The 16,274-nt window shown below is 65.6% G+C and carries 13 protein-coding genes; 2 read left to right on the forward strand and 11 right to left on the reverse strand.

The features are described 5' to 3' along the window. Window positions 1–2: 2 nt before the first annotated feature. Entirely contained in the window at window positions 3–638 is a 636-nt protein-coding gene (locus P6U29_RS01560) for a TetR/AcrR family transcriptional regulator (RefSeq protein ID WP_407116018.1), read from the reverse strand. Window positions 639–870: 232 nt separating this feature from the next. On the opposite strand from P6U29_RS01560, the gene P6U29_RS01565 reads away from it, so the two are divergent. Together P6U29_RS01565 and P6U29_RS01570 are read left to right on the forward strand one after the other, a co-directional pair. Then, window positions 871–1,827, forward strand: coding sequence for a homocysteine S-methyltransferase family protein (locus P6U29_RS01565; protein WP_407116019.1), 957 nt, complete (start codon window positions 871–873; stop codon window positions 1,825–1,827). Between the two features lie 202 nt (window positions 1,828–2,029). After that, on the forward strand, window positions 2,030–3,787 hold the full coding sequence (locus P6U29_RS01570) for an alkaline phosphatase (RefSeq protein ID WP_407116020.1): 1,758 nt from the start codon (window positions 2,030–2,032) through the stop codon (window positions 3,785–3,787). Between the two features lie 65 nt (window positions 3,788–3,852). Here the strand turns inward: P6U29_RS01570 and P6U29_RS01575 are convergent, their stop codons facing one another. The 10 genes from P6U29_RS01575 to sdhC form a co-directional block, all read right to left on the reverse strand. Next, window positions 3,853–6,018, reverse strand: a complete 2,166-nt coding sequence (locus tag P6U29_RS01575; RefSeq protein WP_407116021.1) for an OmpA family protein — start codon at window positions 6,016–6,018, stop codon at window positions 3,853–3,855. A 187-nt stretch (window positions 6,019–6,205) separates the two neighbouring features. Beyond that, window positions 6,206–6,448, reverse strand: a complete 243-nt coding sequence (locus P6U29_RS01580; protein ID WP_407116022.1) for a hypothetical protein — start codon at window positions 6,446–6,448, stop codon at window positions 6,206–6,208. A gap of 82 nt (window positions 6,449–6,530) precedes the next feature. After that, on the reverse strand, window positions 6,531–6,917 hold the full coding sequence (locus P6U29_RS01585; protein ID WP_407116023.1) for a VOC family protein: 387 nt from the start codon (window positions 6,915–6,917) through the stop codon (window positions 6,531–6,533). Between the two features lie 24 nt (window positions 6,918–6,941). Further along, entirely contained in the window at window positions 6,942–7,766 is an 825-nt protein-coding gene (locus P6U29_RS01590; RefSeq protein ID WP_407116024.1) for an FkbM family methyltransferase, read from the reverse strand. Window positions 7,767–8,013: 247 nt separating this feature from the next. Next, on the reverse strand, window positions 8,014–9,960 hold the full coding sequence (locus P6U29_RS01595) for an ABC transporter ATP-binding protein/permease (RefSeq protein ID WP_407116025.1): 1,947 nt from the start codon (window positions 9,958–9,960) through the stop codon (window positions 8,014–8,016). A gap of 53 nt (window positions 9,961–10,013) precedes the next feature. Then, window positions 10,014–12,167 (reverse strand): ATP-binding protein, encoded by a 2,154-nt coding sequence (locus P6U29_RS01600; RefSeq protein WP_407116026.1) that lies wholly within the window; start codon window positions 12,165–12,167, stop codon window positions 10,014–10,016. A gap of 187 nt (window positions 12,168–12,354) precedes the next feature. Further along, entirely contained in the window at window positions 12,355–13,137 is a 783-nt protein-coding gene (locus P6U29_RS01605) for a succinate dehydrogenase iron-sulfur subunit (RefSeq protein ID WP_091882926.1), read from the reverse strand. Between the two features lie 110 nt (window positions 13,138–13,247). Then, complete coding sequence (gene sdhA / locus P6U29_RS01610; RefSeq protein WP_407116027.1) at window positions 13,248–15,083, reverse strand: succinate dehydrogenase flavoprotein subunit; 1,836 nt, start codon at window positions 15,081–15,083, stop codon at window positions 13,248–13,250. 3 nt (window positions 15,084–15,086) lie between these two features. Further along, window positions 15,087–15,491 carry a succinate dehydrogenase, hydrophobic membrane anchor protein gene (sdhD, locus tag P6U29_RS01615; RefSeq protein WP_407116028.1) on the reverse strand — a complete coding sequence of 135 codons (405 nt, stop codon included), beginning with the start codon at window positions 15,489–15,491 and terminating at the stop codon, window positions 15,087–15,089. Then, complete coding sequence (gene sdhC, locus P6U29_RS01620; protein ID WP_100236835.1) at window positions 15,488–15,886, reverse strand: succinate dehydrogenase, cytochrome b556 subunit; 399 nt, start codon at window positions 15,884–15,886, stop codon at window positions 15,488–15,490. The genes sdhD and sdhC overlap by 4 nt, the downstream gene beginning before the upstream one ends. Window positions 15,887–16,274 lie beyond the last annotated feature (388 nt).

Genomic DNA, 16,274 nt, shown 5'->3' on the forward strand with positions numbered 1-16,274 from the left:
CGCTAGGAACCGATCGATGGCTTTGTCGGTGTCGGGGCGAATACCAGCTTCACACAGCTGCGGAAGAGCAGGATTTGTCGTTCCAGCCGCTTGGGGTCGTTGAGCGTCTTCGACATGATGATGGCGCCGTCCACGACGCACGAGATCATCTCGGCGAGATCGTCGAGGTCGATGGCATCGCGCGGGGGATAGACCGCGGCAATGCCGTCGAGGATCGCGCGGAAATGCGCATTCCAGCTCCTGACTGACTGCGTGGTCAGGTCGCGAACCTCGCGGTCGAATAAGCGCTCCTGATAGCAAATGCTGGCGATCAGGCAGCCGGGATGGCCATTGGGCAGATCGGCCATGATCTCGGCGAGCAATTTCAGCGAGATCAGGAAGGACTGGAGCGGGTCGTCCGAAAGCTCACGTCCACGCCTGAAGATCTCGTCGAACAGTCGATCGTTCGTCTCGACGTACCGGCGCAGCATCTCCCGCGCGAGCGCATTTTTGTCCCTGAAGTGATAGAAGAAACCGCTCTTGGTGAGGCCGGCCTCGGCGATGATCTCGTCGATTGACGTCGCAGCGAAGCCTTTTGCGAGCACCGCCGCTTCGGCGATCTCGAGAATGCGTTCCCGCGTCGCTTCGCCCTTTCCCATCGGCTCCTCCAAAACCACACCAATGGTATGGAATCCGCCGCGTGCGGCAAACGCCCGATCCGAGTGCCTCGCGCAAGCCTCTGATTTGTCATCTATTTGCGGGTGGAAGTTCAGCCGCACCATCAGGCTTCTAGAGCAGCGCGACATTATGCGGCACCAATGGCCCCAGACTGAGGGCGGGCATGACGCGACCGAACGACGAGAGCGGCCCGTGCAGATGATGGAGCGATCAATGGCCAGATACAGAAACGGCCTGCCGCAGCACCGTGGCGGCATTTTTCTGACCGACGGCGGCATGGAAACCACCCTGATCTTTCACGAGGGGCTGGAGCTGCCTCATTTCGCGGCATTCGTGCTGCTCGACAGCGCGGATGGTCGCGCGCATTTGAAACGCTACTACGAAGCCTATCTTCGTATTGCGCGGCAGCATGGGCTCGGCTTCGTGCTCGACAGCCCGACCTGGCGCGCCAACCCCGATTGGGCCGCCAAGCTCGGCTACGATGCGGCCGCGCTCAAGGCCATCAACATGCGCTCCATCCGTTTTCTGGAGGAATTGCGCGGCGAATGGGAGCCCTCCAGAGCGCCTTGCGTGATCAGCGGCGCGATCGGCCCGCGAGGCGACGGCTACAAGGCCGGCAACATGGACGCGGCGGAGGCGGAAGCCTACCACTCGGCTCAGATCGCGGCCTTCGCCGAGGCAGGCGCCGACATGGTGACCGCGTTCACACTGAACAGCATCAACGAGGCCATAGGCGTGGTGCGTGCGGCCGAGCGGCGGCAAATTCCGGTCGCGATCTCCTTCACGGTCGAGACGGATGGTCGCCTCGTCAGGGGAGAGTCCCTGCGCGAAGCGATTGAAGCTGTCGACAATGCAACGGAACGTGCTTGCGAATATTTCCTGATCAACTGCGCGCATCCGACCCATTTCGAGGGTGCACTCGCGGGCGGCGAGGCATGGGTCCAGCGCATTCATGGCGTCAGAGCCAATGCGTCCACCAAAAGCCATGCCGAGCTCGACGAGTCGGAGACGCTCGACAGCGGCGATCCCGTCGATCTCGGCCGTCGTTACCTTTCGCTCCGGCGCGCGTTCCCAGGCATGCGGATCCTGGGTGGCTGTTGCGGCACCGATCACCGGCATATCGCCGCCGTTTGCGAGGCATGCCTGCCGTCAGAAGCGTTGACTGCGTAATACGAATGAGAAGGCCGGGAGCGCTCCCGGCCTTCTGCCTTGCAGGTCTCGTCTCGGCTTGGCGGTGCGGTGATGGCGGACACGGCCAAGGCCGATAAGCGTTCAGGGCCACCCGGCCCGGCGATACGTGACTTAATGACGGTGTCATTCTCGATGGCTACGATTCCTGTTTCTATCGGAACGGGATTGCGGAGCATCGCGCATGATCAAGAATTCGGTCCTTGTCTCTCTCGTCGTCCTCTGTTGGACATCATCCCTGTCGGCGCAGACGATCTATCCGATCGATCGTGCCGAGATCCTGGCCGGGGCCAAATTCGACTTCAAGGTCGAGCTCCCCGGGCCGGTCGATCCCGCCAAGTTGAAGGTCACCGTGAACGGCTCGGATCATGTGGCCGCGTTCGGCCGTGCCGGGACCTTCATCGACCGCGAGGACGGCAAAGAGCAGTCGGCCCTGATGCTTCGCGACGTCACGCTGACCAGGCCGGGCAGCGTTGCCGTGGACGTGAGCGACGGCACGCGCCAGCGCAGTGTCACGTGGACGGTCTACGACACCGGGCCGCGCAAGGCGAAGAACGTCATCCTGTTCATCGGTGACGGCATGTCGCCGGCGCATCGGGTCGCAGCGCGAATCCTGTCCAAGGGGATCTCGGAAGGCAAGAGCCGCGGCAAGCTCGCCATCGACGACATGCCTCATATGGCGCTGGTCGCAACCGCCGGCTCGGACTCGATCATCACGGATTCCGCGAACTCGGCGAGCGCCTATGCGACCGGGCACAAGAGCGCCGTCAACGCCCTCGGCGTCTATGCGGACCGCACCGCAAGCCCGTTCGACGATCCCAAGGTCGAAACCATCACGAGTCTCGCCAAAAGGCGGCTCGGCATGGCGATCGGCATCGTCACCAATACCGAGATCGAGGACGCGACGCCGGCGGCGATGGTTGCGCATACCCGCCGGCGCGCCGCCTATGACGAAATCGTCGACCAATTCTTCAAGGCGAGGCCGGATGTCCTGATGGGCGGCGGCAGCGCGAATTTTCTGCCGAAATCGGCCGCCGGCTCGAAGCGCAAGGACGAGACCGATTACATCGCGAAGTTTCGCGATGCCGGCTATCAGGTGGCGACGACGGCGAACGAGCTCAGCGCGTCTGCCGCAAAACAGGAGACGAGCAAGCTGCTTGGCCTGTTCGCCACCGGCAACATGGACGGTGTGCTTGACCGCAAATTCCTGAAGGGCGGCGGCGTCAGGAAATTTCCCGAGCAGCCTGACCTGACCGAGCAGGTGCAGGCGGCGCTGAACATCCTCTCGAAGAACGAGAGCGGTTTCTTCCTGATGGTCGAATCCGGAATGATCGACAAATACGCGCATTTGCTCGACATGGAGCGCGCCGTCTACGACACGATCATGCTCGACAACGCAGTGCGCCAGACGCGTGAATGGGTGCGGGCGCGCGGTGACGATACGCTGATCCTGGTGCTGGCGGACCACAATCATCCCAACAGCCTGGTCGGCACGGTCAATGACGACATGGCCACGACGCCCAACGTTCCCTTGCGCGAGCGCGTCGGTGTCTATGAGCAGGCCGGCTTTCCCAACTATCCAGCGCCGGATGCGGAAGGCTATCCGGCGCGCGTAGATGTGAGCCGGCGGCTTGCCATTTTCTCGGCGAGCCTGCCGGATCACTACGAGACGTTCCGTCCGAAGCTCGACAATCCCAACGAGCCGACCGTCAAGGCCGGCGACGACGGCACCTTCAAGGCCAACGACAAATACAGGGACGTTCCGGGCGCGGTGCTGCGTCCCGGCAATCTGTCGGCGATGATCGGCGCCAGCGTGCATTCGGGCGAGGACGTCATCCTGACTGCGATCGGGCCGGGCAGCGACCGCGTGCACGGCTCGATGGACAATACCGACGTGTTCCGTGTCATGGCCGATGCGCTTGGGCTCGCCGCCGGGCAGTAGCCGCCACATCCGCTCCAAACAAAATGGCCGGGATCGCTCCCGGCCATTTGCATTTGTGTATGCCGTTAGCGCGGCGGCGCGGTGCCGGGCGGGGGCGGCGGCAGCGAGGCCGTGCCGCCGTTGAGCAGCGGCGTGATGCGGCGGATGGTGACGCGCCGGTTGATCAGGCTCGGTCCTTGCGTCTGCTCCTTGAGATACTGCTCGCCATAGCCTTGCGACGTCAGGTTTTCCGCCGGCACACCGAACTGCTGGGTCAGCAATTCGGCTGCGGCCTGCGCACGGCGGTCCGATAGCGACAGATTGTCGACTTCGTTGCCGACCGCGTCGGTGTGCCCCTCGATCAGGAACACTTCGCGCGGATTGCGCTGGATCGCCTGGTTGAGGCCGTCGGCGATCACCTGCAGCCGGGCCGCCTGGTCCGGCGGGATGGTCCACGATCCCGTCTCGAAGTTGATCGTGTTGACGTCGATGCTCGGCATCTGCATGCGGACATTGGGGCTGTAGCGGATCTCGTCGAGCGAGTAACGCCGCTCGATCCGCTGCACTGGCGGTGCCTGCATGGTCGCGTAGATCACGTCCGGCGAGGCCTCCTGGGCGTCGACGATGTAGCGATCGTAGGGAATGTTCACGACCGGCGGCGGCACGTCGACATAGAAGCCGCCGACCGCGCGCGGATCGCGGTAGCTGTTGTCGATGATGACGATTTCGCGCCCGCCGGGATCCCTGCGGATTCGTCGCAGCAGCGAACCGTCCGGACCGACCACGGTGATCACCTCGCTGCCATCAGGGCGGATCACGACGGTGCGGGTTTCGCCGCCGACGGTGTCGGTACGGATGTCGCGGGCGCCATAGCGGAAGCGATAGAGATCGTTGCCGCGGACATAGGCCTGGCCGCCCGGATCGCGGACGATGATGCGGTCCGGCTCGGTATAGACGGTGCGGCCGCCTTCGACGACCTCGCGCCGCTGGTTGTGGAGATCGGCGATGGTCGCGCCGATCACGGCGCCGGCCACCACGCCTGCACCGACCGCGAGCGGCGTGAGGTCACGCTGCGGCGGACGGGGCGGAGGCGGTAAGGGCGCAGCGACCGTCGGCGCGGCGCGGAACGCCGGTGCGACCGTCGGTGGCGCGTATTGCGCCCGGTTCGGCGGGGGCGCTGCGGCAGGCGAGCCGGGGACGACCGTCGGTGCTGGGGCGCCGGCGGGAGCTGGAGGCCGGGGTGGGAGGTTGCCGGCCTGTGGCGGCGCAGCTGGAGTACCGGCAGCGGGCGCGCCGGCAGGAGGCGTTCCACCCTGTTGGCCAGGAGTTGGCGTCGCCGTGGGAGCTGGGGTCGCGCCGGGGGCCGGCGTCGCCGATCCCGGACGTCCGGCTGGCGGCGTCGGAGTGCTGCCAGGGGCCGGCGTCGCCGTTGGAGCGGGCGTGGCGCCGGGGGCCGGCGATCCCGCCGCCGGAGGCGCGCCAGGACGTGCGCCAGGCGGAGGTGCGCCGGGGCGGCCGGCTGGCGGTGCGCCGGGCGTGCTGCCCGGAGCTGGCGTCGCGGTCGGCGCAGTGGTCGGAGCCGGCGTGACTGCCGGCGCAGGCGCGCCGGGGCGGGCTGCGGGCGCAGCTGTCGGAGCAGGCGGTGTTGCCGTGGGCGCAGGCGTCGGCCGGACCGACGGGCCCGCTGCGGGCGGAGGCGGAGTCGGGCGAGCCGCAGGCGGCGGCGTGGTGGGGGCGTGCTGCTGCGGAGCCGCCGCGGGCGGCGGTGCTGGCGGCGTGGGAGCCGGGCGCGCGGAAGGCGGCGCCGGAGGAGGCGGTGTCGGGGCGTGCTGCTGCGGGGCCGCGGCCGGAGGCGGCGACGGTTGTTTCGGGGCGGCCGGCGGCGGTGGAGGCGGCGCAGGTTGCTTCGGAGCGGCCGGCGGCGGCGGGGGCGCCGGACGGGCCGCAGGTGGAGGCGAAGGCGGTGGCGGTGCCGCCGGGCGCGGCGGCGCGGCGGCCGGCGGCGGCGCTGCGGGCGGATGGGGCGGTGCAGCCGCGGGCGGCGGTGCTGCCGGGCGCGCGGGTGCTGCAGGTGGGGCGGCCCCTGGCGGTCCCTTCGGCGGCTGCTTCGGTTTTCCGTCAGGGCCCGTCTCTTGCGGTTGGGCCTGTGCGACCACGAGCGGCGAAGCGCCTTGCGCATGCGATGCGGTGTTTGCCAATTGCATCGCGGTCAGAGCCGTCGTCGCAAGCAGCACGATACGAAGGTTGGTCATGGTGGTGAACTTCCCCGGAAGGTTCTTTGACGAAAGTGTTGTGATGAACAGCTACGCGTTAGGCCGCATTGTGGCGGGCGATGCGACCGCAGTCCGATTTATTTCTGCACGCAAATCACCTCACTATGGTGACGTTCATTGCGCATTCAGACGCTTCTTGCAATCGCCTCACATGTGATGCTTCGCCTCATATGTGATCCCGCGGCGGCATTGCGTCCGTCGCAGGATTGGGCGTGAGTGGACCGTTCGGTCCGCGTCGGGGAATCTCTTCGGGCATATGGCCGGGCAATTCATCCGGCCGCGGTGTTTCGCCGGGCTCGCGCGTCGGCGGCGTGATGTCGGGTTGCGGATTGCCCGGCGGAATTCCGGGCGGCGGCTCGGTCGGAGTACCGGGCGTCGACGGCGGAATCTCGGGCGGTTCGATCGGCATCGGCATCATCGAGATCGTTGTCCAGAGAACGATAACGACGATGCAGCGCTGATGTTCCGCGTCACATCCTTCGAAGCCTGCCTTATTCGGGCGCGTGACAGACGGCCTCGATATTGTGGCCATCAGGGTCGAGCACGAAGGAGCCGTAATAATTCGCGTGATAATGCGGGCGGATGCCGGGCGGACCGTTGTCGCGGCCGCCGGCCGCGATCGCCGCCTTGTAGAAGGCATCCACGGTGGCGCGGTCCTTGGCTGCGATCGCAATGTGCACCGGCTTGTTCATGGCGCCTTCCGCGCCGAACCAGAAGTCCGGCTTGCCGTCGGCGCCGAAACCTGCGGCCGCCGCGTGACCGGTCTGCTCTTCCGTCACTTCCATGATCAGGCCATAGCCGAGCGGCGCCAGCGCCTTCGCATAGAACGCTTTTGCGCGCTCATAGTCGGAGACCGAGAAACCCAGATGGTCGATCATTGCAACCTCCCTTGTTCGTCCTTGTCAGCGTGACAGGAACGTATTGCTCCGTGTCTTGCGTGCGATCGTAAAGCCGCGCGCGACCATGTCGGCAATACAATCCTGCTGCCATTCGTTTTGTGACAGGTGTTCGATGACCACCGCGCGCGGCCAGAGCGATTGCGGCGCGTCGCGGAAGAAGCCGATCAGCACGCGGTCCTCGAAGCCCTCGACGTCGATCTTGAGCGAATCGACTTGTGTGACGCCGGCCTCGTCGAGAATGCGCATCAAGCGTAGCGACGGCACCTTGATGGCCTCGGCACTGGCCGTGCCGGTGACGACGTGCGTGGCGCCGAGATTGCCGCCGCCGCTCTCGATCATCAGCTCGCCGTCGCTGTCGCCTGCGGCCGCCTGCACCAGACGTACCTGCGGCGTCTTCGACGCGGCGTGATTGAAGGAGAGCCGCCCAAACGTCAGCGGATGCGGCTCGATCGCGACGACCTTGCCTGATGGCCCGACCTGCCGCGCCATCACCAATGCAAAGGTGCCGACATTGGCGCCGACGTCGACGAAGGTGCCGCCCGCAGGAGTGTGCTGGCGCAGGAAGTCGAGCTCGTCGAGATTGTAGTCGGGATTGAACAGCGCGCCGCGCTCGGTCGCGCTGCCCTGGTGATAGAAGCGGAACGAGGCGCCCTGATACTGCACGTCGACCGGGCCGCTGCGCAGCAGGTTGACCAGCCGCGACATCCACGGCCGGAACGCGCCGCGCTTCAGCCCCGAGCGCGTCGCGAGGCGGATAATAGCAGCCTGCGCCGCATTGGGCGCAAACGCGCCGAACGGCGCGGACGAAGGGGCGTTGTCAGACGTCAAGCAGCAGGTCCTCGTTGCAGGCGGCGCATGCATAGCCGGTTTTGATGGGGACTCCAACGCTCGATGCGAGCCACAATCTCCGCTGTCGTCCCGGACAAGCGTAAGCGCAGATCCGGGACCCATAACCCAGGACGTGGTTATGGCGCGCGGCGCCCACTCCGAATCTTCGCCAAACTCCTCTCTGTGGGTATGGGTCCCGGATCGGCGCGCCCTTTGTGCGCGCTTGTCCGGAACGACGGAGAGAGTACTACGCGGCCTTCTTGCGCTGACGCAGCAATCGCCCGAGCAGCTTGCGCTTGCCCTTGCGCGGAATCAGCTCGACGTCGCTGACAAGTTTTGCGCCGCCCTTGCGGCGCTCCAGCACGATCTTGCGGCTGTGAAAGGCCTCCAACTCGGCGCGATGCGCGACGCTGACGATGGTCGCCTTCGGCAGTTCGTTGGTGACCATCTTCATCATCTTGTCCTGGCTCTTCTCGTCGAGCGCCGAGGTCGCCTCATCGAGCACGACGATATCAGGGCTGTGCAGCAGCAGCCGCGCAAGGGCGAGGCGCTGCTTCTCGCCGCCCGAGAGCGTCTGGTCCCAGGGACCTTCTTCCTCGATCTTCTCCTTGAGATGGTCGAGACCGACCTTGTGCAGGGCTTCCCCGATCTCCTCGACGGTCCAGTCCTCTGCGGCTCCGGGATAGGCGACGGCGCGGCGCAGCGATCCGGTGGGTACGTAGGGCCGCTGAGGCAGCATGAACAGCCGCCGGTCCGGATGGAAATTGACGCTTCCGTCGCCCCATGGCCATAGCCCCGCAATGGCGCGCACCAGCGTGCTCTTGCCGGTGCCGGATTCGCCGGCGACCAGCAGCCGCTCGCCGGGCTCGATCATCACCTCGGTCTCGCCGACCACTGCGGTGCCGTCATCGAGCGTGACGGAGAGATCGCGCAGCTCCAGCATCGCCTCGTTGCGCGTCTCCCCGCGCTTGATGCGGCCGACGCCATCGCCCTGCTCGGCGCGCTCGAGGCCGTCGAGCGACATCATCAAAGAGGCGATGCGGCGCGCGCAGGCGTTCCAGTCGGCCAGCCGCGGATAATTGTCGACCAGCCAGCCGAACGCGCTCTGCACGATGATGAACGCGGAGGCCGCCTGCATCACCTGGCCGAGCGTCATGCTGCCGTCGAGGAATTTTGGCGCGCAGAGCAGCAGCGGCACGACCGGCGCAACCAAGCTCGATCCTTGCGACACCAGCGTGGTGCGCATGTGCTGGCCGGCGAGCCGCGCCCATTGCCGCAAGACGCGACCGAAGTTGCGGTCGAGGCCGTCGCGCTCCTCCTGCTCGCCGCCGAGCAGCGCGATGCTTTCGCCGTTTTCGCGCACGCGCGTCAGCGTGTAGCGAAAATCGGCCTCGGCCTGGTTCTTGTCCTCCGAGACCTGCACAAAGCGCCGGCCGATCCCAATGATCGAGCCGGAGGCGATCGCGGCGTAGAGGATCGCGGCGATCACCAGGAAGCCGGGGATGGTGATGGTGGAGCCGCCAACCGTGACGTTGAGCGCGCCGCCGATGGTCCAGAGCACGACGATGAAGGTCACGGCCGACAGCAGCGCGGACGTCACGCCGGCGAGGAAATCGACCGGGGAGTCGGTCGCAATCCGCAGGTCCTCCGCGATCCGGTATTCGGGATTTTGGTGATCGCCCCCGACGAGGTTGAGCTGATAGTAGCGACCGTTCTTGAGCCATCGCGTCAGCACGCTCGCGGTCAGCCAGGCCCGCCAGCGCCGTTGGATGCCCATCCGCGCGAACACCTGCGCGACGCCGAGCACGATGCTGCCGATCGCGAGCGGGAAGAACATGGCGGTGAGACGGAAGACGCTCGCCGCGTCGCGCTGCTCGATGGCATCGAAGATGGCCCGATTCCAGACGTTGATGCCGTACTGAAAAACGACGGTCAGCACGATCAGCACGCCGAGACCGATCGAGAACGGCCAGGCCAGGCGGTCGCCGTTGCGGCCCCAGAAGCCGCGCGCGCTGATCCAGAACCGCGTCAGCAGATAATCCTTGCGCGCCTGCTCGGCTTCCTCGGGTGAGAGTTCGGGGTCGGGTTCGACCAGCTCGGGCGGCGGCGGTGCCACTTCATCGCCGTTCTCGCCTTTGATCTCGACAATGGGCGGCTGTTTGCCCTGTTCGCGCGTCGCGGCCGGCTTGTGCATGAGCTAACAACGCAAGGGAAATCAAACGGTTCCCTTGAGTTCCGGCTGCCGAATCATTCGGCGGCGCCGTCGCGCACGCGTCGCGGCCGTGCGGCATGGTGCAGAACGCGCGACAATTCCTCGATCGAATAGGGCTTTTGCACGAGATCGAAGCCGGCGGCGCCGTCCTGTGACAGGGCCTGGCTGTAGCCGGTGGTCAGCACGACCGGCACGCCGATGCCGCGGTCGCGGATCGCCTGCGCCAGATCGAGCCCGGTCATCCCGGGCATCACCACGTCCGAGAACACGACATCGAAACGATCTGCGTCGACGGCAAGCTCGGCGAGTGCGTCGGTTGCATTGTCGACCAGCGTGATGGTGTAGCCGAGTTCGGTGAGGCCATCGGCGGCGAAATTGGCAAGCTCGATATTGTCCTCGACCACCAGCACCGACATGCCGCTGCCGGCCACCGCCGGTGCAGTGTTGGGCGCCTGGCGCTGCGGCAGCAGGTCCGGCGGGACGCGCGGCAAATAGAGCGAGAAGGTGCTGCCGTGCCCCACCTCGCTCGTCACAGTCACCTCGCCGCCGGACTGCCGGGCGAAGCCGAACACCTGGGACAGACCGAGACCGGTGCCGTGGCCGACCTGCTTGGTGGTGAAGAACGGCTCGAAGATGCGCCCTATTCGCGCGGCGGGAATACCGACGCCGGTGTCGCTGACGGTCACGCGAACGAAGCCATGCTCTGCCACGGTCTGGCTGCCCGAAAGCTGCGCCAGCGTGTCCGCAACGGTCGTTGTGGCCTCGACTTTGAAAACGATCCTACCTTTGCCCTGCATGGCATCGCGCGCGTTGGTCGCCATGTTGATCAGCGCGGTCTCGAACTGGCTGGCATCGGCATTGACGAGGCACGGTTCAGCCGGTAGCTGCATGACGATCTCGATCGCGGCGCCCAGCAGCGTGGCGAGCATATCGTGCAGCGACTGCACCCGCGCACCGACATCGAACACCTCCGGCTTGAGGGGCTGGCGCCGCGCAAAGGCGAGCAGCTGCGAGGTCAGCTTGGCCGCGCGCGCTACCGAATCCGCAATCGCCGTGATGTAGCGCTGTCGCCGCTCCTCGGTCAGCTGCGGCCGGTTCAAAAGGTCGACCGAAGCACGGATCACCGTCAGGAGATTGTTGAAGTCGTGCGCGACGCCGCCGGTGAGCTGGCCGAGCGCCTCCAGGCGCTGGCCGTGCTTGAGCGCCTCCTCGGCCTCGCGCCGCTTTGCAGCTTCGGCCTGAAGGTGCTGGGTGCGTCGCAAGGCGAGCGCCAGCAGCAGAAACAGCAGTGCGGTGGCGGGAATGCCGAACACCAGATGCTGGCCCATGGTGGCGAACCAGCGCGCGCGGATCGCCGAGGTCTCGAGCCCGGCGCTGACATAGATCGGATATTCGGCGACGCGCCGGTAGGCGATGCGCCGCTCGATGCCGTCCGAGGGCCATACCACGGTGATGAGGCCGTGCTCGGGTTGAGCCACGATCTTCTGGCCCACAGGTCCGGCCGGATCGAGCCGGAGGTCGCGGTCAAGCCGGGGAAAATGCGTGAGCACCGCACCATCGGTGCGTGCCATTGCGAAGAAGCTGCCGGGATCCGATCCAATTCTGGCGTAGAAACTCTCGAAATATTCCGGCAGGACCGAGGCCTGGATCACGCCGATGAAGCGGCCGTCGTCGGAGTCACGGCGGCGGCTCACGCCGAAGAAGCGGGCGCCCTGATAGGGCGGACGCGGCGTCAGCGGCATGCCGATGAAGGTGCCGATGGTCTGGTCGACATGGGCATAGAAGTAATCGCGGTCGGCAAAGCCGAGGTCCGGCGGTGGCGAGACAAGGCTGTTGACCAGCGCTTTTCCGTCCGCATCGAAGATCCAGGCCGATTTGAGCTGCGGCAGCGAATCGGTCAGGCGCTTCAGCCGGCGATGCAGCGTCGGCTCTCGGGCGCGGATGGTGTCGTCGGAAAGGCCGCGCACGACCTCGTTGAGCTCGGCAAGGCTGCGGTCGATGGTCTCGAACACCTTGAGCGCGTGCTCATGCGCGACATCGACCGTGCGCTCGATCTCCCGGTCGGCGATATCCCTGGTCGATGTGTAGGAGATCGCGGCGGCAACGACGAATAGCGCAATCGGCAGCGCCAGGGATGCCGCCATCATCCACTGCAACAGCCTCAGCGAGTTGCGTTGCGCCCTCTGCACAGTCGCTCCGTCCCGAGTAGGAGCTTAACCGAATCTTGTGCGGGGGAGGAAGTAGCTTATGCTGGAGCCGCTGGTTGCGATCCCAAAATTTGCACGCCGAGCGGGATGGAGAAAATTCTGCTCGAATTGAAGGCAATTGCAGAACACCCCGGCCGGTCTGGGCCGGGGCGGAGGGATGGCCTTCGTCTCAGATCTGCCGCTCGACCATCTTGAGCTTGAGCTCGGCGATGGCTTCCGCGGGGTTGAGGCCCTTCGGGCAGGCCTTGGCGCAGTTCATGATGGTATGGCAGCGGTAGAGCCGGAACGGATCCTCGAGATCGTCGAGCCGCTCGCCGGTGGCTTCGTCGCGCGAATCGGAGACCCAGCGGTTGGCCTGGAGCAATGCGGCGGGCCCGAGATAACGCTCGCTGTTCCACCAATAGCTCGGGCAGGAGGTCGAGCAGCAGGCGCAGAGGATGCACTCATAGAGGCCGTCGAGCTTCTCGCGGTCCTCGTGGCTCTGGCGCCATTCTTTCTGCGGCGTTGGCGAGGTCGTCTTCAGCCACGGCTCGATGGAGGCGTACTGCGCGTAGAAATTGGTGAGGTCGGGGACGAGGTCCTTCACCACCGGCTGGTGCGGCAGCGGATTGATCTTGACCGCGCCGTCCTTGACGTCGTGCATCGAGCGGGTGCAGGCCAGCGTGTTCTGGCCGTCGATGTTCATGGCGCAGGAACCGCAGACGCCTTCACGGCAGGAGCGGCGGAAGGTTAGCGACGGGTCGATGTGGTTCTTGATCCAGATCAGGCCATCCAGCACCATCGGACCGCAATCATTGGTGTCGACGTAATAGGTGTCGACGCTCGGATTCTTGCCGTCATCCGGATTCCAGCGATAGACCTTGAACTCGCGGAGCTCGGTCGCGCCCGCGGGCTTCGGCCAGGTCTTGCCGCCGGTGATCTTGGAATTCTTCGGAAGTGCGAATTCAACCATTGCTCTAACCTTTCGTCATTCCGGGATGCTCCGAAGGACCAGACCCGGAATCTCGAGATTCCGGGCTCGATGCTTCGCATCGCCCCGGAATGACGGCTTGCTGTTGTTCTTCAATACACGCGCGCCTTCGGCGGGATGTACTGCACGTCGTTGGTCATGGTGTAGTCGTGAACCGGGCGGTACTCGATCTTGACCTTGCCGGCATCGTCCAGCCAGGCCAGCGTGTGCTTCATCCAGTTCTTGTCGTCGCGTTCAGAGAAGTCCTCGCGGGCATGCGCGCCGCGGCTCTCGGTGCGGTTGGCGGCCGAGTTCATCGTCACCACCGCCTGCGAGATCAGATTATCGAACTCCAGCGTCTCGACGAGGTCCGAATTCCACACCAGCGAGCGGTCGGACACGGCGATGTCGGTGATGCCGCTGTGGACCTTCGCGATCAGGTTCTGGCCTTCGCTCAGCACTTCGCCGGTACGGAACACCGCGCAATTGTTCTGCATCACGTGCTGCATGCCTTCCCGCAGCTTCGCGGTCGGCGTGCCGCCGGAGGCGTAGCGGTAATGGTCGAGACGGCCGAGCGCCATCTCGGCCGAGTTCGCCGGCAATTCCGGCTGCTTGGCATTGGGGGTGAGCTTCTCGGCGAGGCGGAGCGCGGCGGCACGGCCGAACACGACGAGGTCGATCAGCGAGTTGGAGCCGAGGCGGTTGGCGCCGTGCACGGAGACGCAGGCGGCTTCGCCGATCGCCATCAGGCCGGGGATCACCGCGTTGTCGTCGCCGTCCTTCTTGGTCAGGACTTCGCCGTGATAATTGGTGGGGATGCCGCCCATGTTGTAGTGCACGGTCGGCACGATCGGGATCGGCTCGCGCGTCACGTCGACATTGGCGAAGATTTTTGCGGATTCGGAGATGCCCGGCAGCCGCTCGGCGAGCACCGCGGGATCGAGATGGTCGAGGTGAAGGAAGATGTGGTCCTTCTTCTTGCCGACGCCGCGGCCCTCGCGGATCTCGATGGTCATCGCACGCGAGACGACGTCACGCGAGGCGAGGTCCTTCGCCGACGGCGCGTAACGCTCCATGAAGCGCTCGCCCTCGGAGTTGACGAGATAACCGCCTTCGCCGCGCGCGCCTTCGGTGACGAGACAGCCCGAGCCGTAGATGCCGGTCGGGTGGAACTGCACGAACTCCATGTCCTGCATCGGCAGGCCGGCGCGCAGCACCATGCCGCCGCCGTCGCCGGTGCAGGTGTGCGCCGAGGTGCAGGAGGCGTAAGCGCGGCCATAGCCGCCGGTGGCCAGGATCGTGGTCTGGGCGCGGAAGCGGTGCAGCGTGCCGTCCTCGAGCTTGAGCGCGATGACGCCACGGCAGGCGCCCTGGTCGTCCATGATCAGGTCGATGGCGAAGAATTCGATGAAGAACTCGGCCGCGTGGCGCAGCGACTGGCCATACATCGTGTGCAGCATCGCGTGGCCGGTGCGGTCGGCGGCGGCACAGGTGCGCTGCGCCTGGGCCTTGCCGAACTCGGTGGTCATGCCGCCGAACGGACGCTGGTAGATCTTGCCGTCCTCGGTGCGCGAGAACGGCACGCCCCAATGCTCGAGTTCATAGACCGCATCGGGCGCGTTGCGCACCATGTATTCGATCGCGTCCTGGTCGCCCAGCCAATCCGACCCCTTCACGGTGTCGTACATGTGCCAGCGCCAGTCGTCCTTGTGCATGTTGCCGAGCGAGGCCGAGATGCCGCCCTGCGCCGCGACCGTGTGCGAGCGGGTCGGAAACACCTTGGTGATGCAGGCGGTGCGAAGGCCGGCCTCGCTGCAGCCGACCACCGCGCGCAGGCCCGCGCCGCCGGCGCCGACCACGACGACGTCATAGGTGTGATCTTCGATCGGATAGGCTTTTCCGTTGGTGGCGGGAGCGCCGTTGCCCTTGCCATTGGTCGCTGCGGCCATGGGTTACACTCCGGATGAAAGCTTCAGAATCGCGTAGGTCGAGGCGAGCGCCACGGCGAGCGAGAAGAAGTTGTTGAGCATGATCGCGGTGAGCTTCAGCTTCTCGTTATGGACGTAGTCCTCGATCACCACCTGCATGCCGATCTTCATGTGCCAGGCAGTGGCGATGATGAAGAGCAGGAGGATCACTGCGATCGGCAACGAGCCGAGGATCTGCGCGGCACCGGCCTGATTGCGGCCGAGCAGCATCATGATGATCACCAGCACCGGGATCATCAGCAGCGTCATTGCGACGCCCGTGATGCGCTGGCGCCAGAAATCGGACGTGCCGGAATGGGCGGCGCCGAGATTGCGGACGCGGCCGAGCGGGGTGCGCATGCTGCGCTTTGGTGTATCGGTCGCGCTCATCGTCCGCCTCCGATCGCATAGGCGATGATCCAGACCAGGACCGTCAGCACGATGCCGCCGATCAGCGCGCCCCAGGTCAGCGCTTCGCGCTCATTGGCTTTGAAGCCGTAGCCGAGGTCCCACACGAAATGCCGGATGCCGCTCAACATATGATGCATCAGCGCCCAGGTGTAGCCGAACACGATCAGGCGTCCGATGATGCTGCCGGTGAAGGCCTGGACATGGGCATAGGCGGCCGGGCCGGATGCCGCCGCGATCAGCCACCAGGCCAGCAGCAGGGTTCCGACGTAGAGGGCGATGCCGGTGGCACGGTGAACGATGGACAACGCCATCGTCAGGGTCCAGCGATAGGTTTGGATGTGCGGCGAAAGCGGTCGTTCGATCCGTGCGGTCATGGGCGGCTTTTGATGTTTGTTGCGGCCCAGCATGGGGCGCGCGGGGATCGCGAAAGGTCGGCTCTATTTACGGAGTCGATCTAACCTGCGCAATCACCAAATCGCCATAAATCGAATGCGGGTTCAGCTCTATGGCCTTGATGAACCAAGGCCAATCAGGGCCTTGGTATACCAGGCTAGCGGCCCACCAGCCAAATAGCGAATCAATATTCATCCTTTCTGGGAGCGCTCGGGGCGCATTGAAATCACTATTGGAACGCCCCTAAGCCTGGGCGCCCGTGCCGGTGGTCGAACCCAACCACTTCATGGCGGTCGAGGCCGCTCGCTTGATTATGGGACCCCTGCGACCGCCACCTGCCGGATCAATTTCGCGGGCGTCGGGATATGC

This window comes from Bradyrhizobium sp. LMG 9283 (genome assembly GCF_045571415.1).
Classification (GTDB): domain Bacteria; phylum Pseudomonadota; class Alphaproteobacteria; order Rhizobiales; family Xanthobacteraceae; genus Bradyrhizobium.

Coding starts and splice junctions, on each gene's coding strand:
- sdhC (WP_100236835.1), bottom strand. CDS start 15,886: ATGACCGCACGGATCGAACGACCGCTTTCGCCGCACATCCAAACCTAT.
- P6U29_RS01595 (WP_407116025.1), bottom strand. CDS start 9,960: ATGCACAAGCCGGCCGCGACGCGCGAACAGGGCAAACAGCCGCCCATT.
- P6U29_RS01575 (WP_407116021.1), bottom strand. CDS start 6,018: ATGACCAACCTTCGTATCGTGCTGCTTGCGACGACGGCTCTGACCGCG.
- P6U29_RS01570 (WP_407116020.1), top strand. CDS start 2,030: ATGATCAAGAATTCGGTCCTTGTCTCTCTCGTCGTCCTCTGTTGGACA.
- P6U29_RS01565 (WP_407116019.1), top strand. CDS start 871: ATGGCCAGATACAGAAACGGCCTGCCGCAGCACCGTGGCGGCATTTTT.
- sdhA (WP_407116027.1), bottom strand. CDS start 15,083: ATGGCCGCAGCGACCAATGGCAAGGGCAACGGCGCTCCCGCCACCAAC.
- P6U29_RS01580 (WP_407116022.1), bottom strand. CDS start 6,448: ATGCCGATCGAACCGCCCGAGATTCCGCCGTCGACGCCCGGTACTCCG.
- sdhD (WP_407116028.1), bottom strand. CDS start 15,491: ATGAGCGCGACCGATACACCAAAGCGCAGCATGCGCACCCCGCTCGGC.
- P6U29_RS01605 (WP_091882926.1), bottom strand. CDS start 13,137: ATGGTTGAATTCGCACTTCCGAAGAATTCCAAGATCACCGGCGGCAAG.
- P6U29_RS01585 (WP_407116023.1), bottom strand. CDS start 6,917: ATGATCGACCATCTGGGTTTCTCGGTCTCCGACTATGAGCGCGCAAAA.
- P6U29_RS01560 (WP_407116018.1), bottom strand. CDS start 638: ATGGGAAAGGGCGAAGCGACGCGGGAACGCATTCTCGAGATCGCCGAA.